26 protein-coding genes and 1 pseudogene are annotated in these 23780 nt (G+C 68.1%); 14 read left to right on the forward strand and 13 right to left on the reverse strand.

Features of this window, described 5'->3' with window-relative positions; all coding sequences use genetic code 11:
- The first annotated feature begins 32 nt into the window (after window positions 1-32).
- The 6 genes from pdxR to AC5Y36_RS20810 all read left to right on the forward strand — a co-directional run bounded on the left by pdxR (window position 33) and on the right by AC5Y36_RS20810 (window position 4832).
- On the forward strand, window positions 33-1403 hold the full coding sequence (gene pdxR, locus AC5Y36_RS20785) for a MocR-like pyridoxine biosynthesis transcription factor PdxR (protein ID WP_500042890.1): 1371 nt from the start codon (window positions 33-35) through the stop codon (window positions 1401-1403).
- A gap of 39 nt (window positions 1404-1442) precedes the next feature.
- On the forward strand, window positions 1443-1886 hold the full coding sequence (locus AC5Y36_RS20790; RefSeq protein WP_500042851.1) for an SRPBCC family protein: 444 nt from the start codon (window positions 1443-1445) through the stop codon (window positions 1884-1886).
- The gene (locus AC5Y36_RS20795) at window positions 1883-2569 is read left to right on the forward strand and encodes a TetR/AcrR family transcriptional regulator (RefSeq protein WP_500042852.1); all 687 of its coding nucleotides are present in this window, start codon (window positions 1883-1885) and stop codon (window positions 2567-2569) included. The genes AC5Y36_RS20790 and AC5Y36_RS20795 overlap by 4 nt, the downstream gene beginning before the upstream one ends.
- A 145-nt stretch (window positions 2570-2714) precedes the next feature.
- Window positions 2715-3779 carry an NAD(P)H-dependent amine dehydrogenase family protein gene (locus AC5Y36_RS20800; protein ID WP_500042853.1) on the forward strand — a complete coding sequence of 355 codons (1065 nt, stop codon included), beginning with the start codon at window positions 2715-2717 and terminating at the stop codon, window positions 3777-3779.
- A gap of 4 nt (window positions 3780-3783) precedes the next feature.
- Window positions 3784-4425, forward strand: coding sequence for a nitroreductase family protein (locus AC5Y36_RS20805; protein WP_500042854.1), 642 nt, complete (start codon window positions 3784-3786; stop codon window positions 4423-4425).
- Between the two features lie 104 nt (window positions 4426-4529).
- A complete protein-coding gene (locus AC5Y36_RS20810) occupies window positions 4530-4832 on the forward strand; it encodes a hypothetical protein (RefSeq protein ID WP_500042855.1) in 303 nt (100 codons plus the stop codon).
- 3 nt (window positions 4833-4835) lie between these two features.
- On the opposite strand, the gene AC5Y36_RS20815 is transcribed toward AC5Y36_RS20810, so the two are convergent.
- From AC5Y36_RS20815 to AC5Y36_RS20825, 3 genes and pseudogenes are all read right to left on the reverse strand, one after another.
- Window positions 4836-5486, reverse strand: a complete 651-nt coding sequence (locus AC5Y36_RS20815) for a class I SAM-dependent methyltransferase (protein WP_500042856.1) — start codon at window positions 5484-5486, stop codon at window positions 4836-4838.
- 11 nt (window positions 5487-5497) lie between these two features.
- On the reverse strand, window positions 5498-6193 hold the full coding sequence (locus AC5Y36_RS20820; protein ID WP_500042891.1) for an SAM-dependent methyltransferase: 696 nt from the start codon (window positions 6191-6193) through the stop codon (window positions 5498-5500).
- A 52-nt stretch (window positions 6194-6245) separates the two neighbouring features.
- Window positions 6246-6428: pseudogene (locus AC5Y36_RS20825) on the reverse strand (class I SAM-dependent methyltransferase); the annotation flags it as partial.
- Window positions 6429-6519: 91 nt separating this feature from the next.
- Here AC5Y36_RS20825 and AC5Y36_RS20830 point away from each other — a divergent pair.
- The 4 genes from AC5Y36_RS20830 to AC5Y36_RS20845 are packed head-to-tail and all read left to right on the forward strand — an operon-like array spanning window position 6520 to window position 10143.
- Window positions 6520-7719, forward strand: coding sequence for a cytochrome P450 (locus AC5Y36_RS20830; protein ID WP_500042857.1), 1200 nt, complete (start codon window positions 6520-6522; stop codon window positions 7717-7719).
- Window positions 7716-8204 carry a hypothetical protein gene (locus AC5Y36_RS20835; RefSeq protein WP_500042858.1) on the forward strand — a complete coding sequence of 163 codons (489 nt, stop codon included), beginning with the start codon at window positions 7716-7718 and terminating at the stop codon, window positions 8202-8204. The genes AC5Y36_RS20830 and AC5Y36_RS20835 overlap by 4 nt, the downstream gene beginning before the upstream one ends.
- A 3-nt stretch (window positions 8205-8207) precedes the next feature.
- Entirely contained in the window at window positions 8208-9131 is a 924-nt protein-coding gene (locus tag AC5Y36_RS20840) for an SDR family NAD(P)-dependent oxidoreductase (RefSeq protein WP_500042859.1), read from the forward strand.
- 4 nt (window positions 9132-9135) lie between these two features.
- Window positions 9136-10143 (forward strand): TIGR03617 family F420-dependent LLM class oxidoreductase, encoded by a 1008-nt coding sequence (locus tag AC5Y36_RS20845; RefSeq protein WP_500042860.1) that lies wholly within the window; start codon window positions 9136-9138, stop codon window positions 10141-10143.
- Between the two features lies 1 nt (window position 10144).
- On the opposite strand, the gene AC5Y36_RS20850 is transcribed toward AC5Y36_RS20845, so the two are convergent.
- From AC5Y36_RS20850 to AC5Y36_RS20865, 4 genes are all read right to left on the reverse strand, one after another.
- Window positions 10145-10936, reverse strand: a complete 792-nt coding sequence (locus AC5Y36_RS20850) for a PE-PPE domain-containing protein (protein WP_500042861.1) — start codon at window positions 10934-10936, stop codon at window positions 10145-10147.
- Between the two features lie 101 nt (window positions 10937-11037).
- Entirely contained in the window at window positions 11038-11493 is a 456-nt protein-coding gene (locus tag AC5Y36_RS20855) for a MaoC family dehydratase (protein ID WP_500042862.1), read from the reverse strand.
- A 50-nt stretch (window positions 11494-11543) separates the two neighbouring features.
- On the reverse strand, window positions 11544-12338 hold the full coding sequence (locus AC5Y36_RS20860; RefSeq protein WP_500042863.1) for an acyl-CoA thioesterase: 795 nt from the start codon (window positions 12336-12338) through the stop codon (window positions 11544-11546).
- Complete coding sequence (locus tag AC5Y36_RS20865; RefSeq protein WP_500042864.1) at window positions 12335-13537, reverse strand: CoA transferase; 1203 nt, start codon at window positions 13535-13537, stop codon at window positions 12335-12337. Before AC5Y36_RS20865 ends, AC5Y36_RS20860 begins: the two co-directional genes overlap by 4 nt.
- A gap of 211 nt (window positions 13538-13748) precedes the next feature.
- Between AC5Y36_RS20865 and ag85C the strand changes: the two genes are divergently transcribed.
- On the forward strand, window positions 13749-14735 hold the full coding sequence (ag85C, locus tag AC5Y36_RS20870; protein ID WP_500042865.1) for a diacylglycerol acyltransferase/mycolyltransferase Ag85C: 987 nt from the start codon (window positions 13749-13751) through the stop codon (window positions 14733-14735).
- A gap of 336 nt (window positions 14736-15071) precedes the next feature.
- On the opposite strand, the gene AC5Y36_RS20875 is transcribed toward ag85C, so the two are convergent.
- From AC5Y36_RS20875 to AC5Y36_RS20890, 4 genes are all read right to left on the reverse strand, one after another.
- A complete protein-coding gene (locus AC5Y36_RS20875) occupies window positions 15072-15761 on the reverse strand; it encodes a YoaK family protein (protein ID WP_500042866.1) in 690 nt (229 codons plus the stop codon).
- A gap of 64 nt (window positions 15762-15825) precedes the next feature.
- The gene (locus AC5Y36_RS20880) at window positions 15826-17157 is read right to left on the reverse strand and encodes a maltokinase N-terminal cap-like domain-containing protein (protein WP_500042867.1); all 1332 of its coding nucleotides are present in this window, start codon (window positions 17155-17157) and stop codon (window positions 15826-15828) included.
- Window positions 17154-18914: a maltose alpha-D-glucosyltransferase gene (gene treS / locus AC5Y36_RS20885; RefSeq protein WP_500042868.1), complete on the reverse strand. Its 1761-nt coding sequence runs from the start codon at window positions 18912-18914 to the stop codon at window positions 17154-17156. The genes AC5Y36_RS20880 and treS overlap by 4 nt, the downstream gene beginning before the upstream one ends.
- Before the next feature lie 437 nt (window positions 18915-19351).
- Complete coding sequence (locus tag AC5Y36_RS20890; protein WP_500042869.1) at window positions 19352-20401, reverse strand: S1C family serine protease; 1050 nt, start codon at window positions 20399-20401, stop codon at window positions 19352-19354.
- Between the two features lie 103 nt (window positions 20402-20504).
- On the opposite strand from AC5Y36_RS20890, the gene AC5Y36_RS20895 reads away from it, so the two are divergent.
- The 3 genes from AC5Y36_RS20895 to AC5Y36_RS20905 are packed head-to-tail and all read left to right on the forward strand — an operon-like array spanning window position 20505 to window position 22168.
- Complete coding sequence (locus AC5Y36_RS20895; RefSeq protein ID WP_500042870.1) at window positions 20505-20870, forward strand: hemophore-related protein; 366 nt, start codon at window positions 20505-20507, stop codon at window positions 20868-20870.
- Between the two features lie 35 nt (window positions 20871-20905).
- A complete protein-coding gene (locus AC5Y36_RS20900) occupies window positions 20906-21325 on the forward strand; it encodes a TIGR03668 family PPOX class F420-dependent oxidoreductase (RefSeq protein WP_500042871.1) in 420 nt (139 codons plus the stop codon).
- Window positions 21326-21367: 42 nt separating this feature from the next.
- A complete protein-coding gene (locus AC5Y36_RS20905) occupies window positions 21368-22168 on the forward strand; it encodes a HugZ family pyridoxamine 5'-phosphate oxidase (protein WP_500042872.1) in 801 nt (266 codons plus the stop codon).
- On the opposite strand, the gene AC5Y36_RS20910 is transcribed toward AC5Y36_RS20905, so the two are convergent.
- Together AC5Y36_RS20910 and AC5Y36_RS20915 are read right to left on the reverse strand one after the other, a co-directional pair.
- A complete protein-coding gene (locus AC5Y36_RS20910; protein ID WP_500042873.1) occupies window positions 22165-22821 on the reverse strand; it encodes a maleylpyruvate isomerase family mycothiol-dependent enzyme in 657 nt (218 codons plus the stop codon). The genes AC5Y36_RS20905 and AC5Y36_RS20910 overlap by 4 nt on opposite strands.
- Window positions 22818-23765: an LLM class flavin-dependent oxidoreductase gene (locus tag AC5Y36_RS20915; RefSeq protein WP_500042874.1), complete on the reverse strand. Its 948-nt coding sequence runs from the start codon at window positions 23763-23765 to the stop codon at window positions 22818-22820. The genes AC5Y36_RS20910 and AC5Y36_RS20915 overlap by 4 nt, the downstream gene beginning before the upstream one ends.
- Window positions 23766-23780: the final 15 nt, after the last annotated feature.

Raw genomic sequence — 23780 nt, forward strand, 5'->3', positions numbered from 1 at the left:
TGCCAGATTTGTGGACCAGTGAGGCGGGTGGCGTGGACCTGCATCTCGAACTCCCCCCGGCGCACGGCCGCCGCGGTGCGCTGGAAAATGCGCTGCGACAGGCTATTCGGGATGAGCGCCTGACGCCGGGCATGCGGTTGCCGTCCTCGCGGGCGCTGGCCGGACAGCTCGGCGTCGCGCGCGGCACGGTGGTCGAGGCCTACGCGCAACTGGTCGCCGAGGGGTACCTGCGCAGCCGGCAGGGAGCCGCCACCGAGGTCGCGCAGAGCCCGGGGGGTCTACCAACGGCGACAGCCGTGTCCACTGCGCCGCGGGTGGTGGCCGACTTCCGGCTCGGGCGCCCGGATCTCAGCATGTTTCCGCGCACCGACTGGCTGCGCGCGCTGCGGCGAGCGCTGAACGTCACCCCGCACTCGGAGCTGGGTCCGCTCGACCCGCGGGGATCGCTGCGGTTGCGTGCGGAACTCGCCGGTTATCTGGGACGCGTGCGTGGCGTGCTTGCCACCCCGGAGCGCATCGTCATCTGCAGCGGATTCACCCAGGGGCTGCGGCTGGTCTGCGACGCGCTGGCTGCCGCGGGAGCGCACGCCATCGCCGTGGAGGACCCGTGCCTGCCCGACCATCGCGCCACGGTGGCCGCCAGTGGGCTCCAGGTCATTCCCCTCGACGTCGATCACGACGGCGCGAATCCGGGCGGGCTGGCCGGTTCGGTTGCCGCGGTGTTGCTGACTCCGGCCCACCAGGCGCCGCTGGGTGCCACGCTGGCCGCCGACCGGCGCTCCAATTTCGTCCGGCTGGCCGCCGCGCGGGACAGCTACCTGATCGAAGACGACTACGACGGGGAGTTCCGGTACGACCGCCACCCGGTGGGCGCGCTGCAGGGCCTGGCACCGGAGCACGTCGTCTATGCCGGCAGCGCCAGCAAGAGCCTGGCCCCCGGGCTACGGCTGGGGTGGCTTGCGTTGCCGGCCGCGCTGGTCGACGCCGTGGTGGAGGCCAAGCGCCGCGCCGACCGGGGCACCGACATCCTGGCCCAGTTGGCGTTCGCCGAGCTGATCGAATCCGGAGCGTTGGACCGTCACATCCGGCGGATGCGGCGACGCTATCGGCAGCGCCGAGACGCGCTGGTGGACTCGCTCGGTCGTGACGCGCCCATGATGGTGTTGCAGGGCATCGCCGCCGGGCTGCATGCGGTCGTGATGCTGCCGCACGGGATCGCCGAGACCGATGTGTTGGCCGCCGCGCGGCAACGTCAAATCGCCCTGACCGGGCTGGCGCCGTTCTGGCACGGGCAGCGACGAGCCGAGGGGATCGTGCTGGGATACGGCACGCCCGCCGAGCATGAATACCTTGATGCGCTGCACCGGCTCGGTGGGCTGCTGCGCGCCGCTGATCTTCGGTAACGTCCCAGTCAGGTCGGGGTACGCGGAAGGAGCACACCCATGCACTACAACCGCACCGACACGATCGCCGCCCGCCCCAGCGACGTGTGGGAGGTACTGATCGATGTGGAGAACTGGCCGGACTGGACGGCATCGATGCGCGAGATCACCCGGCTGGATTCCGGACCGCTGCGCGTCGGCAGCACCGCCACCGTCCGGCAACCGGCGGGCCGCCCGACGGTCTGGACCGTCACCGAGTTGGCCAGCGAACGGTCCTTCACCTGGACCGCGTCGGCGCCCGGCGCCCACTTCACCGGTTACCACGAGCTCACGCCCATCGACGGCGGTGTCCGCGCCGAGCTGACCTTCGCGATGACCGGCCCGCTGGCCTGGCTGGGCAGGTTGCTCGCCGGCCGCCGCATGCGCGAGTACGTCGACATGGAGGCCGACGGGCTCAAGCGGCAAGCCGAGCGGCGCGCGCAAGCCGATGCGGGCGACGGGTGAGCCGCGTCGCTGCCGACCTGCCGGGCGGTGCACAACCGGTGCGTCGTCGCGGTCGCCCGCGCCAGCTCAGCCGGGAGCTGATCGCCGCCGCGGCACGGACCGTCGCGCCCGGGGCGTTGACCATGCAGGCGGTGGCCGACGCGCTCGGAGTCGATCCCAAGGCACTCAACTACCACGTCGGTGACCGTGACGGCCTGCTGGAGTTGGTGGCGCTGGACGTCTTCGAAACCGAGCTGGCCCGTATCGACCTGGCCGACGCCGGCGACTGGCGTGAGGTCTTGCGCTGCTACGCCACCGCGCAGCGCGACGCGACGATCAAACTCGGTGCGCTGGCGCTGTCGGTGCGGCTTCCCGGCGCCCGCGGTCTGGGGGCGCTGTCCCGGGTGGAAAGCGTCCTGCAGACATTGGTCGGCGCCGGATTCGACCCCGACGAGGCCGGCCGGGTGTTGACCTTCATCACCGAGACCGCATTCGCCGCCGGGCTGGCGGCCGTGCCCGTGCACCCCGACGTGCCCGAGGTCGTCAGCGCATTGTCATGTGCCGGCGAAGCGGACTTCCCGGTGCTGCGCCAGGTCGTCGCTGCCCGCCAGCACGCCGGTGCGGTTGACGACCAACTCGACTACAACCTGGCGGTGATTCTCGCCGGTCTGGAACAGCGGCTTGCCGCCCAGCCGCGAGATTGAATCGTGGTAGCAAAACATCGAGCGCAGCCGTACGTGGCTGCAATCTCGGCGCGGATGGGCGCGGGGCGCGGATGGGCGCGGGGCGCTGAGGGCCTATTTTTCCCGATACGGAAAAATCCGTGCGCGAACCGTGTAGACACGACCCATGGCGCCTTACCGAGTAGTGCAGTGGACGACCGGCAATGTCGGGACCAGTTCCGTGCGTGCGTTGGCCGCCCATCGCGACTACGAGCTGGTCGGCTGCTACGCCTGGTCGCCGGACAAGGTCGGTCGCGATGTCGGTGAACTGTGCGGCATCGATCCGATCGGGGTCGCCGCGACCAACGACGTCGACGCGCTGCTGGCGTTGAAGCCGGACTGCGTCGTGTACAACCCGATGTGGGTCGACGCCGACGAGTTGGTCCGCATCCTGGCCGCCGGCATCAACGTGGTGGCGTCGGCGTCGTTCATCACCGGCCACAATCTCGGCGCCGACCGAGACCGCATCGAAGAGGCCTGCCGGCGTGGTGAATCCACCATCTTCGGCTCCGGCGTCAGCCCCGGCTTCGCCGAACTGCTGGCCATCGTCGCGGCCACCGCATGCGACCGGATCGACAAGGTCACCATCGCCGAATCGGCGGACACCACCTTCTACGACTCGCCGGCCACCGAGCGGCCGGTGGGATTCGGCACCGCGATCGATGATCCCGGTCTACAGCCGATGGCGGAGAAGGGGACCGCGATCTTCGCCGAGGCGGTGCGGCTGATCGCCGACGCCATCGGCGTCGAACTCGACGAGATACGTTGCGAGGCAGAGTATGCGCAGACCACCGAGGATCTGGACCTGGGGTCGTGGGTGATCAATGCCGGATGTGTCGCCGGGGTGTTCGTGAGCTGGCAGGGCATCGCCGACGGTGCCACCGTCGTGGACCTGAACGTGCGTTGGCGCAAGGGTCAGGCCCTGGACCCGGATTGGAAGCTCGACGGCGACGGCTGGGCGATCACCATTGCGGGACGGCCGACGGTGAACATGAACATCGGATTCCTGCCACCGCCGGATTTCGTCGGCGAGACGATCGCGGACTTCATGGTGTTGGGGCACATCATGACGGCGATGCCGCCGATCAACGCGATCCCCTCGGTGGTGGCCGCCGCCCCGGGCATCGCGACCTACAATTGCCTGCCGCTGAACCTGCCGCGCGGGGCGTTGCCGCGGCGTGTGCAACGCTGACCGCATGGCCGAACCGAGCGCGAATATCTGGGAGGTGCTGGCGACCGCCCGCACCATCCGGCGATTCACCGGCGCACCGGTCGATGACGCCACCCTGGCCCGCTGCCTGCGGGCCGCCACCTGGGCGCCGTCGGGAGCCAATGCACAGGGCTGGCGGTTCATCGTGCTGCGTTCCGCGGCCCAACGCGCTGTGGTCGCCCACGCCGCGGCCGAAGCGCTCGCGGTGATCGAGCCGGTCTACGGAATGAGCCGGCCCGCGCCCGAGGACGACAGCCGTCGCGCCCGCACCAACCGTGCCACCTATGAATTGCATGACCGGGCCGGCGACTTCACGTCGGTGCTGTTCGTCCAGCAGCACTATCCGACGGCTTCCGAGCTGTTGCTCGGCGGGTCGATCTTCCCCGCGATGCAGAACTTCCTGTTGGCCGCGCGGGCCCAAGGCCTGGGCGCGTGCATGACCAGTTGGTGCTCGTACGGCGGTGAGGCGCTGCTCCGTGAGGCAGTGGGCGTTCCGGACGACTGGATGCTGGCCGGCCACATCGTGATCGGCTGGCCCAAGGGCCGGCACGGACCGGTGCGTCGGCGTCCGCTGGCTACCGCGGTGAACCTCGATCACTGGGACCAATCGGCGGACGAGCTGCTGTAACAACGCAATTAGCTGCCGTGGTGACGTGACGCGCAGGTTCACAAAACGGTATCGGTGCTCACATTACGGTTGGCAATCGCGCGAACAGTCGGCAGTATCAAGCCATGCTAAGCGTACGGAGACTCGTTGGAACGGTATTCGTAGCGGGCGCCGCGACAGCCATCGCTGTTGCCCCGGCGGCGGTGATCCTGGCCGATGCGCCGGCGGGTGCGCCACCCGACCAGGTGGTGCTCGCCGACCCGACCGGCAGCGGCGGCCAGGACGGCAGCGGCGGCGGCAACGGCTGCGGCAGCGACGTCGGCTGGCAGGGCTGTGGTGGCTGGAGCCCGGGCGGCAACGGCTTCGGTCAGGGTTGTGTCGGGAACATCTGCGGTGGCTGGGACGGTGTCCGCGGCTGGCTCGGTTGACCGTTAGAGCTTGAGGCCGACGGTCAACAGATCCGACACGACCTTCGTCCAGGCCGGCCGACGCACTCGGTGCTGCTCGCACACCGTCAGGCCGGCGCCCTCGAACAGCGCCCGCATCTCCTTCGGTGACGGGTTGTGCGCGGGGTTGAACAGATTGGCCGAGAACCCGTGCAGCGGAAGGGTCTGACGGGGGCTCATGGTCGTGACGGCCACCATCCCGCCCGGGGCGATCACCCGATGGAACTCGCGCAGCGCCGCGGGCTGATCGAAGAAGTGAAACGCCGACGTCGTGACCACGGCGTCCAGTGCGCCGTCCTCGAACGGCAACTGCTCGGCAGGCCCCTTGCGCCACTGCACCCGCGTGGAGCGCGCCCGTGCCTGCTCGAGCATGCCGTCGGACATGTCCACGCCGTACACCGCCTCGGGGTGCAGTTCGCGCTCGATCCGGTCCGCCAGGATACCGGTGCCGCAGGCGATGTCGGCGACCTTGGCGGCGGCGTGGCTTTGCAGCTGCGCGATCACCTCGTCCTGAGCGGGCCGGTAGACCCAGCGCTGCAAGACGTGAAAGTTGTAGGCCGGCGCGGCGAAGCCCCAGAACCGGGTGACCGCGTCGTTGAGGCCGCGGCGTTGAACACCGATCGAGTTGTCTGTCATGGCTCCTGCTCTCAACCCAGGGTGGATGTGTAGTAGACGGTGTCGGCGACCGATACCGAGTCCTCGGGGTGCGCAATGGCGGGAATGTCGTGCTCGGCGAACAACTGACGGGTGGTCGTCATCACCGATCGCCAGCCACGCAGCCGCAGGTAGTCGGCGATGTTGTGCCGTTCGCCGTCGTAGCCCAAATCGCTGAACTCCACCTCGATACCGTGGTCACGCCACCGGGATGTCGCCGCGCGCATGGTGTCGCGGGCCCGGTCGACGTCGGCCGGCGCCATCTCCGGGACGGCTTCGACGGCCAACCGGCTGCCCGCGGCGCTGAGCGCGGTGACGTGGTCGAGCAGCCGATCCTGGGCGTCCGGGGTCAGATATCCGAGCAGGCCCTCGGCGACCCATGCGGTGGGTCGGGACGGATCCAGGCCCGCACCGCGCAACGCCGTCGGCCAGTCGTTGCGTAAATCGATGGGCACCGTTCGCAGCTCGGTCGCCGGCGCGGCCCCCAGTTCGGTCATCGTGCGGGTCTTGAAGTCGATGACCTGAGGCTGGTCGATCTCGAACAGGGTCATATCGGCCGGCCAGGTCAGCCGGTAGGCCCGCGCATCCAGCCCCGAGGCCAAGATCACCGCCTGGCGGATGCCGGCCGCGATCGCGTCGGTCAAGAACGCGTCGAAGAAACGGGTGCGCACCGCCATGGCGTCGGACATATAGGCCAGCTTCCAGCCCGATCCGCTTTCGTCGAGGTCGGCGACATCGATATCGCCGGCCACCCACCCGGTGAAAGAAATCGACACCGACCGCCCGGACCAACGGCTCAGCGAACGGGTCGCTGATCAGCGGGTTCTCGGCATTGCTGGCGATGGCGCGGGCGGCGGCGACCAACGTCGCGGTAGCCCCCACGCTGGTGGCCAGATCCCAGCTGTCGTCGTCACTGCGTGCCACGCTGCGCCAGTCTAACCAGCCGTTGCCGAAACAGATTACTGTAAGGTTTACTGTTTGTCGTCCGGTTCTGTCTACCGCTGCAGGAGGTGTGGTGCGAACGTCGCAGCTGGTTTTCGATCCGTTCTCCGAGGACTTCTTCAACGGCCCCTATGAGACGTATCGCCGGATGCGCGAGGACGCCCCGGTGTACTACAACCCCGAGTACGACTTCTACGCGCTGACCCGGCATGAGGACGTCGCCGCCGCGTTCAAGGACTTCGAGACGTACTCATCGGCGTATGGGGTGGACCTGGCGATGGTGCGCACCGGTCAGCCGGTGCCGGCCAAGATGATCATCTCGCTGGATCCCCCCGAGCACCGGCACATGCGCAGCCTGGTGAACAAGGTGTTCACCCCGCGCGCGATCACGGCGATGCAGCCGATGGTGGCCGAGCAGATCGAACGCTTCCTGGCCAGGGACGATGAATTCGATGTCGTGCAGGACTTTTCCGCGCTGTTCCCGGTCGAGGTCATCACCCGGATGCTCGGGGTGCCCGCCGAGTACCGCCAGAAGGTTCGACTGTGGATCGACGAACTCCTGCATCGTGAGCCCGGACAGATCGAGATGTCCGAAGCCGGCGTCCGGGCGATGGCGCAGGCCTGGGCGATGTACTACGAGTTGATCCAGCAGCGCCGTGCACAGCCGCGCGACGACATGATCACCCATCTGATCGCCGCCGAAGTCGAACGTGACGACGGGGAGAAGACGCGGCTGCGCGGCTCGGAGATCGCGGGCTTCGCCACCCTGCTGGGCGGGGCCGGCGCCGAGACGGTGACCAAACTGATCGGGAATGCGGCAACGGTGTTCGCCCAGCATCCCGATCAATGGCAGAAGTTGCTGGATGATCGCAGCAAGGTCCCCGCTGCGATCGAGGAGCTGCTGCGCTACGAGGCGCCGTCCCAGTACAACGTGCGACGCTCGACGAAAGCCGTGCACCTGCACGGCGTGACGATCCCGGCCGGCAAACCGGTGTTTCTCGTCGGCGGTTCGGCCAACCGCGACCCCGACGCCTGGACCGACCCGGACACCTTCGACATCGATCGTGACCGCGCGCAGGCCCAGAACCTCAGCTTCGGCTACGGGATCCACAGCTGCCTGGGCGCGGCGCTGGCCCGAATGGAGTGCGCGATCGCACTGGAGAAGATGCTCGAGGCGATGCCGCGCTACGAGGTCCGCTGGGCGGGCTGCAAGCGGGTCACCATGCAGAATGTGGCGGGCTGGTCGCACGTCCCGGTGCGGGTGCTGCGATGAACTACCGGCTGCAGGTCATCGCGCCGACCAGCGCGGACGCGGTCGCGCACGCCGGCGGCTGGCTGTTCGACCACGGAACGGCCGGCTGGAAGGTGCAGGCAATCCTGATGCGGGACAGCGATCCGCGGCCGCTGCAGATCCTCGGTGCCGAGGTGGCCGACCCGAACGCGGCGGCCGGGGAACCCGACGATCTGCCGGGAATGGTGGTCACCACCGCGGACCTCTACCCGGATCCACGGGTGCAGACCCTGATCCGGGTCGCCCACGCAGAAGTGCTGGTGTGGGACCACGTGCCGGTCAGCGGGCCGCGCACGCTGAGTCACCGGCCTGGCGCCGCGGCGCGCGCGTTCAAGGCCCAAGCGCTGATCGCCGCGGGCCTGGGCACCATCCCTGGCGGATCCGTCGAGACGTTCCGGATTGCCACCGGGCGGCGCGCGGCGCGCGGCACCGTTGTTGAATCATTGGCTGTACTAAGCCAGGGTTGAGCCGTGGATCAAACAACCGCCCTGGACGTCGTCGACGGCGTGGACCTCACCGGCAAGACGTGCATCATCACGGGTGCGTCCTCGGGGCTCGGCCGCGAATCTGCCCGCGCGCTGGCGGCCACCGGAGCGCAACTGGTGCTGGCCGCACGCAACCGCGACGCGCTGGCCGAAACGCAGGCATCGATCTGTGACACACAGCCCGATGCCCGCATCGCCCTGGTCGAGCTGGACCTGTGTTCGCTGAGCAGCATTCGCGCGGCGGCCGCGGCCATCGCCGACCTGGCCCCCCGCATCGACGTGTTGATGAACAACGCCGGCGTGATGTTCACGCCGTTGGGGACCACTGCCGATGGCTTCGAAATGCAGTTCGGCACAAACCATCTCGGCCACTTCGAGCTGACCCGGCTGCTGATCCCGCAACTCGTCGCCGCCGGCGGCGCCCGGGTGGTGGCCCTGTCGTCGGAAGGACACCGCATCAGCGACATCGACTTCGAGGATCCCAACTGGCAGCGGCGCGAGTACGACAAGTTCCTGTCCTACGGCGCCTCGAAGACCGCAAATATCCTGCACGTCGTGGAACTGGACCGACGACTGCGTGATCAGGGGGTACGCGCCTACGCCGTGCACCCCGGCGTGGTCGCCACCGCGCTGGCCCGTCACATGACCCGCGACGATTTCACCAGCCTCTCGAACCGTACTGCGGCACAGCGTAAACCGGGAACGAAGCCGGTTGACGTCACCCGGGAGTTCGTGACCGTGGATCGCGGTGCGGCCACCCAGGTCTGGGCCGCGGTGGCGCCTGAACTCGCCGACCTCGGGTCGGTGTACCTCGCCGATTGCCGCATCCGCGCCGATGTCGCGCCCTACGCCGGCGATCCGGACAGTGCCGCACGGCTGTGGTCACTCTCGGAATCGCTGTGCGGGTAAGGAAGTGAAGGTACATCTGCAGGTCGAGGGTGCGCCGGCGAAGGTCCGTGACAGTGTGCGGGCGCTGGCCGGCATCGGTGCCGACGGCATCTTCACCTTCGAGGGTCAACACGATGTGTTCTTCCCGTTGGTGGTCGCCGCCGGGGAATCCGACCTGGATCTGATGACGAACGTGGCGATCGCCGGTCCGCGCAGTCCGGTGCATATGGCACACGCGGCGTACGACCTACAGGTTTACAGCCAGGGCAGATTCCGGCTGGGATTGGGATCGCAGATCCGCGCCCACATCGAGAAGCGCTACAGCAGCCAATGGGGTCAGCCGGCAAAGCGGATGGCGGAGTCGGTGGCCGCGGTCAAAGCGATCTTCGCCGCCTGGGAGGGTGAGGCGCCGCTGAAGTTTCGCGGTGAGTACTACACGCACACGTTGATGCCGCCGAACTTCAACCCCGGACCCAACCCGTACGGTCGCCCGCCGGTGCTGATGGGAGCGCTCGGGCCGGTGATGACCCGAACCGCGGCGGAGGTGGCCGACGGGCTGCTTGTCATGCCGTTCAACAGCACTCGCCATTTCGCCGAACGCACCATGCCCGCGGTCGCCGAGGGACTACGGCGCGCCGACCGGCGGCCCGGTGAGTTTCAGATCCTGGCGCAGGCGATGGTGGCGGTCGGGCGCAGCGAGGCCGATCTGGCGAAGGCCGTCGACGGGGTGGCCACACTGATCGCGTTCTACGGCTCGACGCCCAATTATCAGCCGGTGCTGGCTGTGGAGGGATGGGCGGAGCTGCAGCCCCGGCTCAACGCGTTGTCCAAGCAGGGCGGCTACGCCGACATGCGAGGGCTGATCACCGAGCAGATGGTGCGCACCCTTGGTGTCGCCGGCACTCCGGAGGAGTGCGCCGCGCAGATCCGACATCGCTACGGCGCGCACGCGTCCGAGGTGTGCTGCTACTTTCCCGGCTACCGGCCCGCAGCCGCGGACCTTGCCGATCTGGTGGCCGCCCTGCACCGGTAGATCACCAGAAGCTGGCGCGCTGCTCGGCCGTCGACGCGGCGACCTGCTGAGACGTGGGCCCCGGACGGGTGTAGGCGCTGTCGATCAGCGGGCGTTGTTGGGCGTCAAGCTGATCGGCCTGGGCGGTCTGGCCCCACAACCGTCGCCACTGGTTGAGCGGCAGTTGCTGGGTCGGGATCAGGATCGCGGTGATGTTGCCACGATTGGTCACCACGTTGACCGGATCGTCCAGACGAGCGGTGACGTAGTCGTGGATGTAGGCGCCACCCGCCTGTGCGTTCTGCAGCGCCAGCTGATAGTTGGGGGACAGGTAGTTGGTGGGAAAGTCGCTCCACCCGTCGTATTCGCGGGCGACCAGGATCACCTGGTTCGCGATATTCGCCGGGACACCCTGCTTGAAGAAGTTCAGTTGATCGTTGCGCGCGAACGTGTCGCCCAACAACACGAACCGCACCCCGGGCGGCGGCGTGTACTTCGACAGATAAAGCGAGATCACCTGGGATCCCAGGCTGAATCCGAGCACGGTGTCGCCGGCGCGCAGTGCCGTCGCCGCGATCGCCGTCACGCCCTGATCGTTGTGGAAACCGTCAGCGGGATAGGGAATCTTGACGCACGGACACAGTAAGCCGCCCAGCTGCTTTGGCGTCACCGACATCGAAGTCCCACGGACCATGTCGTAGTCGAACGGTTCGACGGTATAGGTGACGCCCGCCGCGTGGGCCACCGGCAGGGGCAGCATCAGCGTCACGGTGACGCCGGCCAGCAACGCCAAGCCCTTGACTAAGCCATTCATCGCCCATCCGACCTGCCGCATTGGAGACCTGCGAGTGCAAAATACCCCGCGAACAACCAGAAAATGCGCAGCGACACATAGGCGCCCTAGGTTTCCGGCGATCAGGTCATGTAGCGGACGACGCTTTCGGCGACGCACGCCGGTTTGGCGGCGCCCTCGACTTCTACCGTCGTCGACAGGGTGATCTGGTAGGCGCCGTCACCGAGGTCGTCGACATTCACCACGGAGCCGTGCGCGCGGACCGTGGAACCGACCGGCACCGGCGAGGGAAAACGAACCTTGTTGAGACCGTAATTGACGGCCATCTTCACGCCGTCCACGCGGTACATGGTCTTGAAGAACTGCGGCAGCAGCGACAGCGTCATGAAGCCATGCGCGATCGTGGTGCCGAACGGACCGGTGGCGGCCTTCTCGGGATCGACGTGGATCCACTGGTGATCCCCGGTCGCGTCGGCGAACAGGTTCACCGCCTCCTGGGTGACGGTCACCCAGTCGCTGTAGCCGATGGCCTGCCCGGTCAGCGCGGCCAGTTCGTCGACCGATGAGAATGTGCGCATGTGCAGCTCCTTTGACGCGTCGAGGTAGATCTATTACAACAACCGCCCCGTTACCGGTTGGCGATCAGGCCCTCCTGCACCAGGGTGGCCAGGATGGCGCCGTCGGCGTCGACCAGCGCGCCGGTGACCAGACCGCGCCCCCGCGCCGCGGCCGGCGACGACGATTCCAACAGGTTCCACCGGTCAGCGCGTATCGGTTGGTGAAACCAGATCGACGACGCGGTGGTGCCGCTGCGATGGGTGCGGCCGCGCATCGAATGCCCGTGCACCTGAAGTGCGGGATCGATCATGTAGACGTCGGTCACGTAGGCCGCGACGCACGTGTGCAGGAACGGGTCGTCCGGTAACGACACCGTTGTGCGCCACCAGAATCGACGGGTGAACGCTTCACCGGAACCGGTGTCGACGATCCGGATGTCGATTTCGTCGAGCGGCATCGACGGCGCCGGGCCGGCGGGCCCGGTGCGGTCGAGTTCCTCGGGATGGACGCCGGGCTGGGTCACGCGGCCGTGTTCGGGTCCCTCCAGCGGTGCGGAGAACATGACGGTGGTAGTGGTCAGCAGCCGCTCGTCCTGGTGGGCCAGTACCCGTCGACTCGCCGCGGTACGTCCGTCGTACTCGTGCTCGACGGTGTATTCGACGGGCGCGTCGGCGTCACCGCCGCGCAGGAACAGCACCTGCATGTTCGTCGGCGCCATGTCGGTGACGGTGCGCCCCGCCGCCGACAGCGCCTGACCGGCCAAATGCCCACCGAAGGCACGCTTACCGGTTGGCCCGGCAGCAGGGCCGGCCCAGACCCGCGGGCGGACCTGTTGTAGGTCAAGAAGTTCCAGCAGGCGGCTCATCGGACGGCGACGGTTCCGGTGTCGATGAGCGCGGCCAGTTGCGGTGGAGTCATCCCGAGCCGGTCCCGCAGCACGGCCGCGGTGTCGTCGCCCAGTGCCGGCGCCGCCACCGCGGGTGGGTGCTGCCGATCGAGCGACAACGGCAGTCCCGCCGCCAGGTACTCGCCGACGCGTGGCTGCTGCAGCCTGGTGAACAGCGGGTTGTTGGTAACCCGTTCGCTGCCGGCGACTTCGGCGAAGCTGCGGTAGCGGTCCCACAGCAGCGAGGTGTCCGCCAGGGCCGCAGCGATTTCGGCGGCTGTGTGTTCGGCGAACCACACGCTGAACAGCCCGGTGAGGGTGTCCCGGTGCCGGTAGCGCTGGCCCTCGTCGGTGAAGTCGACTTCGAGCGCGTCCGCCAGCGCGGCAACGGCTTTAGCGGTCCCGGTCACTTCGGTGAGGTCGCGGAAGTGCCGGCCGGTCAGCGCCACCAGCATGAACGCCACGCCGTCGCTGCTGGTGAAGGCCTGCCCGTATTGGCCGTAGACGGCGTTGCCGACACGCTCACGCTGGGTGCCGTTGATCATCGGTTCGGTGAGCAAGCCCAGGTACCCGGCCGCGGCCAGGGCAACGTTCTCCAGGGCCAAGCCGATCCGGGTTCCGGCACCGGTGGCGTCGCGGTGGCGCAGCGCGGCGGTGACGCCCATGGCGGCGTACAGCCCGCAGGCGATGTCCCAGGCCGGAAGAACGTGGTTGATCGGTCCGCCGTGTTCGACGGGCCCGGTCACCAGCGGAAATCCGACGGCCGCGTTCACGGTGTAGTCGACGCCGGTCGAACCGTCGGCGCGGCCGGTCACCTCGACGTGAATCAGGTCGGGCCGCTCCTGCACCAGCGTCTCGTAGGAATGCCATTGCCGACCGGCGACATTCGTGATCAGGACGCCGGCGTCGGTGATCAGTCGCTGGACCAGTCGCTGGCCTTCGGACGAGCGGACGTCGACGGCCACCGAGCGCACACCCTTGTTCAATCCGGTCCAGTAGATGCTGTTGCCGTCCTCGGTGACCGGCCACCGGTGGTAGTCGGCGCCGCCGGCCACCGGGTCGACCCGGATAACTTCGGCACCCAATTGCGCCAGCGTCATACCGGCCAATGGCACCGCCACGAAACTGCCGATCTCGACGACACGCACCCCGGCCAGTGGTTGAGCCGATTCGGTCACGGTGCCCTCCTGTGGTCAACGGTCTGTCAGGACCATACCCACGGAGAACGCTCGCGGTAACGACGGCGTCGCGTAATCGTTAGCCAACCGCGATACGACCCCCCGGCGACGCCAGGCCGCGATTCTGGCGCAACGTGTTTGACTGCCCGAGAACGGCTAATCAACCGTGTGAATCGGCAGATGACAGATGAAAGTTGGGGTGGCTAGCACCATGAAGTTCGTTGACAAGTTGCGCGCGGCAGGTTTGCCACGGCGGCTGACGATGGCCGCGATCGGTGCAGCGCTGCTGCCCGGTCTGGTCGGCGTGGTCGGCGGCTCGGCGACCGCTTCCGCGTTCTCCCGGCCGGGCCTGCCGGTCGAGTACCTGCAGGTGCCGTCGCCGTCGATGGGCCGCGACATCAAAGTTCAGTTCCAGCCCGGCGGCTCGCGTGCGGTGTATCTGCTCGACGGTCTGCGCGCCCAGGACGACTACAACGGGTGGGACATCAACACCCCGGCGTTCGAGGAGTACTACCAGTCCGGCCTGTCGGTGATCATGCCGGTCGGTGGGCAGTCCAGCTTCTACACCGACTGGTACCAGCCGTCGCAGGGCAACGGCCAGAACTACACCTACAAGTGGGAGACCTTCCTGACCCAGGAGATGCCCAGCTGGCTGCAGGCCAACCGGAGCGTCTCACCGGAAGGTAACGCCGTGGTCGGTCTGTCGATGTCGGGCGGTTCCGCACTGGTGCTGGCCGCTTATCATCCGCAGCAGTTCCCCTATGCCGCATCGCTTTCCGGCTTCCTCAACCCGTCCGAGGGTTGGTGGCCGACGTTGATCGGGATGGCGATGAACGACTCGGGTGGTTACAACGCCAACAACATGTGGGGCCCTTCCAGCGACCCGGCGTGGAAGCGCAACGACGCCATGGTGCAGATTCCGCGGCTGGTGGCCAACAACACCCGCATCTGGGTGTACTGCGGCAACGGCACCCCGAATGAGATGGGCGGCAACAGCTTGCCGGCGAAGTTCCTGGAGAGCTTCACCCTGCGCACCAACCAGACGTTCCAGAGCAACTACGCCGCGGCCGGGGGCACCAACGGCGTGTTCAACTTCCCGGCCGACGGGACGCACGACTGGCCGTACTGGAACCAGCAGCTGGTGGCGATGAAGCCCGACATCCAACGGGTGCTGCTGGGTACCCCGCCCGCGGCCTGACCCCCTGCCACGAGGATCGCAAAAGCCCCCGGTTCAATGACGAATCGGGGGCTTTTGTGTTGCGTGGTGCGCCGAGACTTTGGCTGGCGGCCTAACGCCCCCGCGAGCAGTCCCCCGCAAGCGGGAGGTGCCCCCAGTGAAAGTCCCAGATTCAACGGTGTGTCGGGCACCTTTGCGTCTCTATCGAAAAAACGGGCCCAACGCCCGGCGAGCGTGCGGTTTGGTACGCATTGAGCCGCGTGTTGGGTACCAAACCGCACACTCGGTGAGATTTTCATCCTCCACCACGGTGCGAAGCCCCTTGATAGCTGCTCGCGCTAGACCCGCTACATCGCGCTACGTCCAGAGTTCGCGGCGACCGGCGTATGAATAGCTGTAGGCGGTGGCCGCGGCGCAACCCAACGAGGCGATCCCCAGCATCTGGGTACCTCCGGTATAGGCGCTGACGATCCCGCCGAGCAGGGCGCCGCACATGAAGGCCACCATCATCAGGAAGTATCCGAACCAATCGGTGAGCTTGCCGCCGCTCACGTGGCGCTCGATGCCCTGGCCCAGCTTCACCAGCGTGCCCGTCACGTAGCTGAGCGGAATCGACACTTCGCCGTTCTTGACGAACGTCGTGTTCAACGAGCCCACGCCGAACGTCACCAGTGCGATCGGCGGGTAGGGCAGGGGACGCGTCGGTCCACCGCACACCGTCCAGTCCAGCACCGTCGCGGCCACCAGCGCCACCGTGGTCAGTGCGATGGCACCGTAGGGCCGCGTGGGCCAGAAGCGTCGGCGGGCCCACGATGCGGTCAGCACACCGGCGAGGAACATCAACATCAGCCCGGCGGCGGACACGGCCAAGATCGGGTCGCCGATGAACAAGCCCAGGACCGCGCGCTGGGCGTTGCCGGTCATGAAGGTGACGAAATAGCCGATGGAGTGCGTGAACGCTGTTGCACCCAGCAGGCCGGCAACCCCGCCCAGAACCCAGGAAAGCTTCGTCTCGCTGTCGAACGTTTCGCGTATCGAGCGGATCATGCAGCCCAATTTTTCCAGAACTTCGCCGAACTCGCAGGATGAGCGGTTCGCCGAGTGGCCGCCGTCACGCGCCGTGGACCAAGCGGGTGATCGACCGCAACGGGATGGGCAGCCATCCGGGCCGGTGCCGGGACTCGTATCCGGCTTCGTAGACTGCCTTGTCCAATTCGTAGGCCGCCAGCAGGGTCTCAGAATCACGGGGATCAAAACCCGAAACCGCGGCGTAGCCGTCGCAGAAGGCGGCGCGGTTGCGGTTGACCCACTCGCGGGCGCGGGCGGCGAGCTGTTTGTCGTGGGGGCGGTCGACCAGCTGTCCATAGGCGGCGTAGTCGTAGGAGCGCAGCATTCCGGCAACGTCGCGCAACGGCGAATCCGGCGCGCGCCGTTCCTGCAGCGGCTGACCCGGCTCGCCCTCGAAGTCGATCAGCAGCCAGGTTTCCGGGGTGCGCAGCGCCTGCCCCAGGTGCAGATCGCCGTGCACGCGTTGAGCGGTGATCGTCTCGCCGGCCAGCGCGCGGAAGCGCTGCTCGATCTCGCCTCGGTGCGGCTGCAGATCGGGTACGACGGCCGCGGTCGAGTCCAGTCGCGCCAGCATGGCGTCGACGCCGAAGCTGGTTCGGCGGGTGCCGAGGCTGGCGATTAGGGCGGCGTGCACGGAGGCGACGGCCTCACCGAGCCGGTGGGACTCGGCGGCGAAGTCGCCGCCGACCTCGTGGGCGTACAGATCGGCTTCGGCGAACAGGTCGCGCACGCTGGCGGTGGCCATCGCCCAACCCTCCGCGGCGTTGTCGGCGTAGGCGCTCGCCATGCCCAGCGGCCACGCGGCGCCGTCGGGCAGCACCGCCTGGTACACGCCGAGCAGGCGGGCCACATGCGGGTTGTTCGCGCGGCCCAACACCTGGTTGAGTTCGATGTCGGGGCTCACCCCGGGCTGCACCCGGCGGAAGATCTTGAGGATGGCCTCCTGATCGAAGATCACGCTGGTGTTGGACTGTTCGGCGTCCACCACCCAGGAGGCGGCATCCGGCCGCAGATCGACGTCGGGTTCTCGGGCGAACGTCACCACGCCGCGCGTGGCGGATTCGTCGATCAGCGTCATCAACGTCCGCCGTGCGTTCGGGTCATACAGCGCGTCATAGCCGGTGTGGTCGCCGTCGCTGCCGATCGTCGCGGTCGCGCTGTACTCCGAGACCGGGTCGGTGTCCCAGTTCACGATCACCTGATATCGCTCCGTGAACCCGTCGGTATAGCCGGCGTCCAGCAGAACCAGATCCAGACCGTCGCCCAGGGAAACATTCAAAGCTACTGCAACGGAATCTAGTTCGCGGTTTCGGCCGGCATACCAGCGTTGTTGGACCAGCCACTCGGACCAGGGCAGTCGGGCGGGGGCAGTCATCGCGGCTCCTCGGAATCGCAGAGCTGGAACCAGTAGAAACCGTGCCCGGGCAGCGTCAGCAGGTACGGCAGCTGGCCGATCGGCGGAAACTCCACCCGTCCGGTGAGTTCCACCGGTGTGTAGCCGCTCCAATGCTGCAGGTTCAACTCGATGGGCTGGGGGAAACGGGACAGGTTGTTGACGCACAGCACGGTACTTCCAGCACCGTCCGCCATCTCCCGCACGTAGGCCAGGATCGACGGATTCGAACCGCCCAGCTCACGAAAGGCGCCAGTCGCGAAGGCGTCGTGGCGGCGGCGCACCGCGAGCATGGTGCGAGTCCAGTTCAGCAGCGACGTCGACGTGTCCCGCTGGGCCTCGACGTTGACCGCCTGGTAGCCGTACACCGGATCCTGAATGGGCGGCAAGTACATCCGTCCCGGATTGGCGGCGGAGAAGCCGCCGTTGCGGTCCGGTGTCCACTGCATCGGGGTGCGCACCGCATCGCGATCGCCCAGCCAGATGATGTCGCCCATGCCGATCTCGTCGCCGTAATACAGGATCGGTGAGCCGGGCAATGACAGCAGCAACGCGGTGAACAACTCGATCTGATTGCGGTCCTTGTCCAGCAGCGGCGCCAGCCGGCGGCGGATCCCCACATTGGCTTTCATCTGGGGGTCCTTGGCGTACTCGGCGTACATGTAGTCGCGTTCCTCGTCGGTGACCATCTCCAGCGTCAGCTCGTCGTGGTTGCGCAGGAAGATGCCCCATTGGGCCAGCTGCGGGATCGGCGGTGTCTGCGCGAGGATTTCCGAGATCGGGAAGCGGGATTCGCGGCGCACCGCCATGAAAATGCGTGGCATCAGGGGAAAGTGGAACGCCATGTGGCATTCGTCGCCGCCGGTGTCGGGATCGCCGAAGTATTCGACGACGTCGGAGGGCCACTGGTTGGCCTCGGCCAGCAGCACCCGGCCCGGGAACTCGTCGTCGACCACCTTGCGGACCCGCTTGAGGAAGGCGTGCGTCTCGGGCAGGTTCTCGCAGTTGGTGCCGTCACGCTCGAACAAGTACGGCACCGCGTCCAACCGGAAACCGTCGATACCGAGGTCCAGCCAGAACCGCAGGACGTCGATCATGGCGTCCTGCACAGCGGGGTTGTCGTAGTTCAGATCCGGTTGATGGGAGAAGAACCGGTGCCAGTAGAACTGGCGGCGGACCGGGTCGAACGTCCAGTTGGACTCTTCGGTGTCGACGAAGATGATCCGGGCGTCGCCGTAGCGCTCGCTGGTGTCGCTCCACACGTAGTAGTCGCCGTGCGGGCCGTCGGGGTCGCGGCGGGACTCCTGAAACCACGGGTGGGTATCGGAGGTGTGGTTCATCACCAGGTCGGTGATGATGCGGATGCCGCGGGAGTGTGCGGCGTCCAGCAGCGCGACGAAGTCGTCGACGGTGCCGAACTCCGGCAGCACCTTGTAGAAATCGCGGATGTCGTAGCCGCCGTCGCGCAGTGGTGAGTCGTAGAACGGCGGCAGCCACAGGCAGTCCACGCCGAGCCACTGCAGGTAGTCCAGGCGCTCGATCAGCCCGCGCAGGTCGCCGATGCCATCGGCGTTGGAGTCGTAGAAGGCGCGGACCAGCACTTCGTAGAACACCGCGCGTTTGAACCAGGTCGGATCGGCCGGCAGGGTCCGCGCATCCCCGAAATCATCGGCGCTGGGATGCTCGACGACGCCGCCCTCGACGAAGCTGCCCTCGGTGGGATCGGTGTGGTCCTCCACCCTTCCACACCTACCGCATATCGGCGCGGCGCGCGTATTACCCGTTCGTGCCGGGGGTTCCAGGGGAACCGGCAACGCCGTTCGGGCCGCCATCGGTGCCGTCGCCGCCGTCGGTGCCGTTGCTGGCCGGGAAGCCAAGGCTCGGGGCGGGCCGCCGTTGCCGCCGGTGCCGGGCGCGCCGGGCGTGCCGTCACCGAAGTCGCCGCCGGCTGCGACCACACAGGTATCGGGGCATGACGAACGTTAAGTATCCACTCAGCTGGGCCCCACGCTAGTCCCAGAACTGGGAAAACTCTCCCAAGGATGCTTGTTGATAGCGTGTGAATAAAGTCTCTCGGTCCGTCGAGAGGGCGCGAAGTTCACAACGGTGCGCAAAGGAACACTTCCGTGCACTAACCGTGATTGCGCCAATCTGGAACGCCGCGGCGTTAACCGTTTCAGCCGACCGGGCCGGGAGCCAACGTCACCGGCTGGTTGCGCACGCCACCGGACGCACTGCGCCAGGTCAGCGTGACCACGTCACCCGGGTGGCGCTGATCGAGCACGCCGGTCAGCGCGGTGGCCGAGGTCACCGACACGTTGTCTACCGCGGTCAGCACGTCGTCCACCTGCAGCCCGGCTTCGGCGGCGGGAGTGTTCTCCAGCACCCGCACCACCTTGGCGCCGCCGTTCCCGTCGGACACGCCGACTCCGAGGAATGCGGTGTCACCGATGTGAACCGTGCTCGACGCGGCGCCGGCGCGGATCTGGCGGGCAATCGCCATCGCCTGGTTGATCGGAATGGCGAAGCCCTGACCGCCCTGCTCCGGAATCTTGTAGTTCTCGGAGGCGGCGGTGTTCATCCCGATCACCTGGCCCGAGCCGTTGACCATCGGCCCGCCCGAGTCACCTTGCCGGATCGGCGCGTTGGCCTGGATCATCCCGTCCAGGGTCTCGGTGCTGCCGGTCAGCTCGTCGGAGGCCGCCACCGTCTGGTTGAGGGCGACGACGTTGCCGGTCACCGCGCTCGGTGTGCCGCCCTCGCCGCCGGCGTTGCCCATCGCGACCACCGGGTCACCGACCGCGACCGACGACGAGTTGCCGATGCTGGCCGAGGGCAGGCCGCCCGCCCCGCGCAGTTGCACCACCGCGACATCGTGGCTGCGGTCGTATCCGAGGACATCGACGTCGTAGGTTTGCCCGTTGCCGATGGCCACGGCGCTGATGCCGGTGGCCCCGGTGATCACGTGGTTGTTGGTGAGCACCACGCCACCGGGGTCGATGAGGATGCCGGTGCCGGCCCCGACCGCGCTCTGATAGCCCATCTGGGTGTTGATGTTGACCACGGCCGGTGCCACCTGGGCGACCATCGCCGACGGATCCGGCGCAGGCGCCTGGGGGACCTGTGGGAATGGTGCGGGCGCGGCCTGCGCCGGAGCTGTGGCCAGCGCCAGTCCCGCCGCCGCCATCAGCCAATACCGCCGGGGCTGGCGATGCGTCACGCCCATCCCGTCACCTCCTGAATAGGTTCGCGCGCGATTTTGTGCAGCTTAAACCAAGGGCATTCGCTGACCCGGCGGCAAGCACCCAAGATCGTGTACCGTTTTGAGCATGTCTAACCAAGGCCACTTCTCGCCGTCTCGCCGCCGTGTCGCACCCCGCCTGGCCGCTGCGGCCGGCGGTCTGGCGATGTTGCTGACCGCTGGGGCGGGAGTCGCATCGGCGGACCCCGACTTCGGTCCGGCCATCAACACCACCTGTAGCTACCCGCAGGTCATCGCCGCCATGAACGCGGAGTCGCCCGACGCCGCCGCGAGGTTCAACGCATCGCCGATGGCACAGGGCTGGCTGCAGCGCTTCCTGGCCGCGCCGCCGGCCAAGCGGCAGCAGATGGCCCAGCAGGCTCAGACCTTTCCCGGCGCCGATCAGTACTTCGGCGTGGTGACGCAGATCGCCGGCAGCTGCAACAACTACTGATCTGGCGCCGCGCCTAGTCGGCGGTGCCCCAACCGGTGGGGCTTGCGCAGGTGCTCGACTTTCGGCAGCGGTTTACCCAGGCCCGTGTAGCCCGGCTGGGCACTGTGACGCCCGACGGTCGACCGCACCTGGTGCCGGTGGTGTTCGCGGTGGCCGACGACCTGATCTACACCGCCGTCGACGGCAAACCCAAGACCACCCGCCAGCTGCAGCGGCTGACCAATATCGCGCACAATCCGCAGGTCAGCATCCTGGTCGACGAATACGCCGATGACTGGTCCCGGTTGTGGTGGGTGCGCGCCGACGGCCTCGCGGCGATTCACCCCGGCACCGACACCGCCGCCCGCGCCGGACGCCAGCTGCTCCGGGAGAAATATCCGCAGTACCAGGCGGTCGGGCTGGACGGTCCGGTGATCACCGTCGCCGTGCGGCGTTGGACCCGCTGGCACGGATGAGCGGGCGAAGCCCCCGACCAGCGGTGCCGGTATCGTGCCGCCATGGCCTCCCGTGATCACGGCGACCCGGGCGACGCGCCCTCGGTCCCCCCGGCGTTGACCCCCGTCGCGAACGACACCCGGCCCTCAGCGGCCGAAGAAGCCCGGACGATCACCGCCGCGACCAATGCCGCCACCTTGGCGACCCTGACCGCCGACGGTGACCCGTGGGCGTCGCTGGTCACCTACGGGCTGCTGGGCGGTGCTCCGGTGCTGTGCGTGTCCCACATGGCCGAACACGGCCGCAACCTGGCCCGCGACCCGCGGGCGAGCCTGGCCGTGGTGGAACCCGGTGCGCACGCTGATCCGCTGGCCAGCGGGCGGGTCACGCTGGCCGGTGTGGTCCACCAGCCCACCGGCGACGACTACGCCGCCGCCCGTGACGCCTACCTGGCGCAGGTGCCGGCCGGCCGGTACTACATCGACTACAGCGACTTCTCGCTGTGGGTGCTGCAGGTCCAGCGTGTGCGCTGGGTGGGCGGCTACGGCCGGATGGATTCGGCGAGCGGCGCGGACTACGGCACGGCGCAGCCCGATCCGGTCGCACCGCAGGCCGCCGCCGCGATCGCTCACCTCAACGCCGACCACGCCGACTCGTTGTTGGCGATGGCGCAGGTGCTGGGCGGATACCCGGACACCACCGAGGCGACCTGTACCGGCGCGGACCGCTACGGGCTGGACCTCAAGGTGATCACCGAACGCGGCATCGCCTACACCCGGGTGGGCTACCGGCAGCCGATCGACTCGATCGGGGAACTGCGGGCTGCTTCCGTTGAACTTGCCCGCGCGGCGCGCGGCGGCTAACCGAACAGGTTGACCGCGTTCGGCAGATTCAGCCGCGAGGGATCGAGGCGGCCGGTGGCGGCCAGGACGAAATCGTGGGCGTCGATGCCCGTCGCCCCGGTGAAGCCGACGGCCGGGCGGGTCAGGTGGGCGGCGATGCGGGGATCAGCGGCGGCATCCGGTTTGAGCGGCAGCACGCCCAGCACGTAATCCAGGGCGGCGGCCAGGCCCGGCCCGGCTTCCGCTTCACCGATGGCCGCGCGGATGTCGGCGGCGTGCACGTAGGCGTCGAATTGCAGGACCTGCACGGCTTGCCCCAGGGTGAGGCCCGCGACCGGGCCCGGCCCGGTCCACGCGGCGTCATCGATGCCGGCCAATGGTGCCTCGAGAGCGTCGGCGGCACGGAGAAGGGCCGTGGCGAGGGCCGCCGGCGGCTGACCGCGCATCGCGGCCGCCTGTTCGTCGGGGGTTCGGCTGCCCGCCGTACCGGCGAGGATGTCGAGCGCCTGGCCGACGACGTGGCCGGCGACATCTCGCACCTGCCAACCGGTGCAGCGGGTGGCCCGGGTCCACCCACGGGCATCGATGCTGCCCAGCAGATCCGAGAACCGGCGGTACTCGTCCAGCACGCCGCGGACGGTTCGATGTCGGGCGGGCCCGGGTCGGGCGGTCATGCCAGCGCCTCGGTCGCGCTGCGGAGCTTCTCGAGCTGCGCGACGAACGGTTCGGGCGTCAGCACCGCGATGCGGCAGACCAGATGCCGGGCGCCGGCGTCGACATAGTCCCGCAGGGCTTTGGCCACGACGTCCGGCGGCCCGGCGGCGAACGCCTGAATCCGTTCGACCACTGCCAGTGGGAAACCGTATGTCGTGGCGGTGAAGTGATCGAGTGCGCCACGGCCGCCATCGGCGTCCTCGGTCACCAGCACGGTGACAAACAATGCCGGTGTGACGGAAGCGGGTGGGCGTTCGGCGTCTTGCGCGGCCCGGCGCACCTCGGCCAGGCCCGACGCGAAACCGTCCGGAGTCGGTGGGTAGGGCAGCCAGCCGTCGTAGTGTGCGCCGGCGCGGACCCGGGCCCGCGCTGAGTCGGCGGCCAGCCACACCGGTGGGCCTTGCGGCGTGAACGCTGTTGTACCCAAAGGGATGTCGTCGACGTGCAGAACCTTGCCGTGAAAGGCGCGGGATTCCGAGCCGTGCCAGATCTGGCGCCACAGGGCGACGGTGTCGTCGAGCCTGGCGTTGCGCCGCGGCCAGGGGACTTCGGAGGCCCGGTACTCGACCTCACCGAGACCGGGGAAGCCCGCACCGACCGCGACGGTCAACCGCCCGTGCGACAGGCGATCGATCGAAGCCAGTACCTGCGCGGTCTGCACCGGGCGGCGCAACGCCGGCTGCAGCGCGGCGGTGCCCAGCGTGATCCGTTCGGTGACCGTGGCGGCCGCGGTCAGAAAAGTCAGCGCCTCGATGCGGGGCCGTGTCAGTGTGTCGTTGGCCCAGATCGAGTCGAAGCCCAGCCCTTCGATCACCGGAGCGACGTCGATGAGCCGGCGAAAGTCGGTGCCGTCACCCTCGGCGGCCAGCGGTGGGATCACACCGATGCGAAGTTCGCTCGTCATGGCCTGAGCGTGCGG

This window comes from Mycobacterium sp. NGS50 (assembly GCF_059812545.1).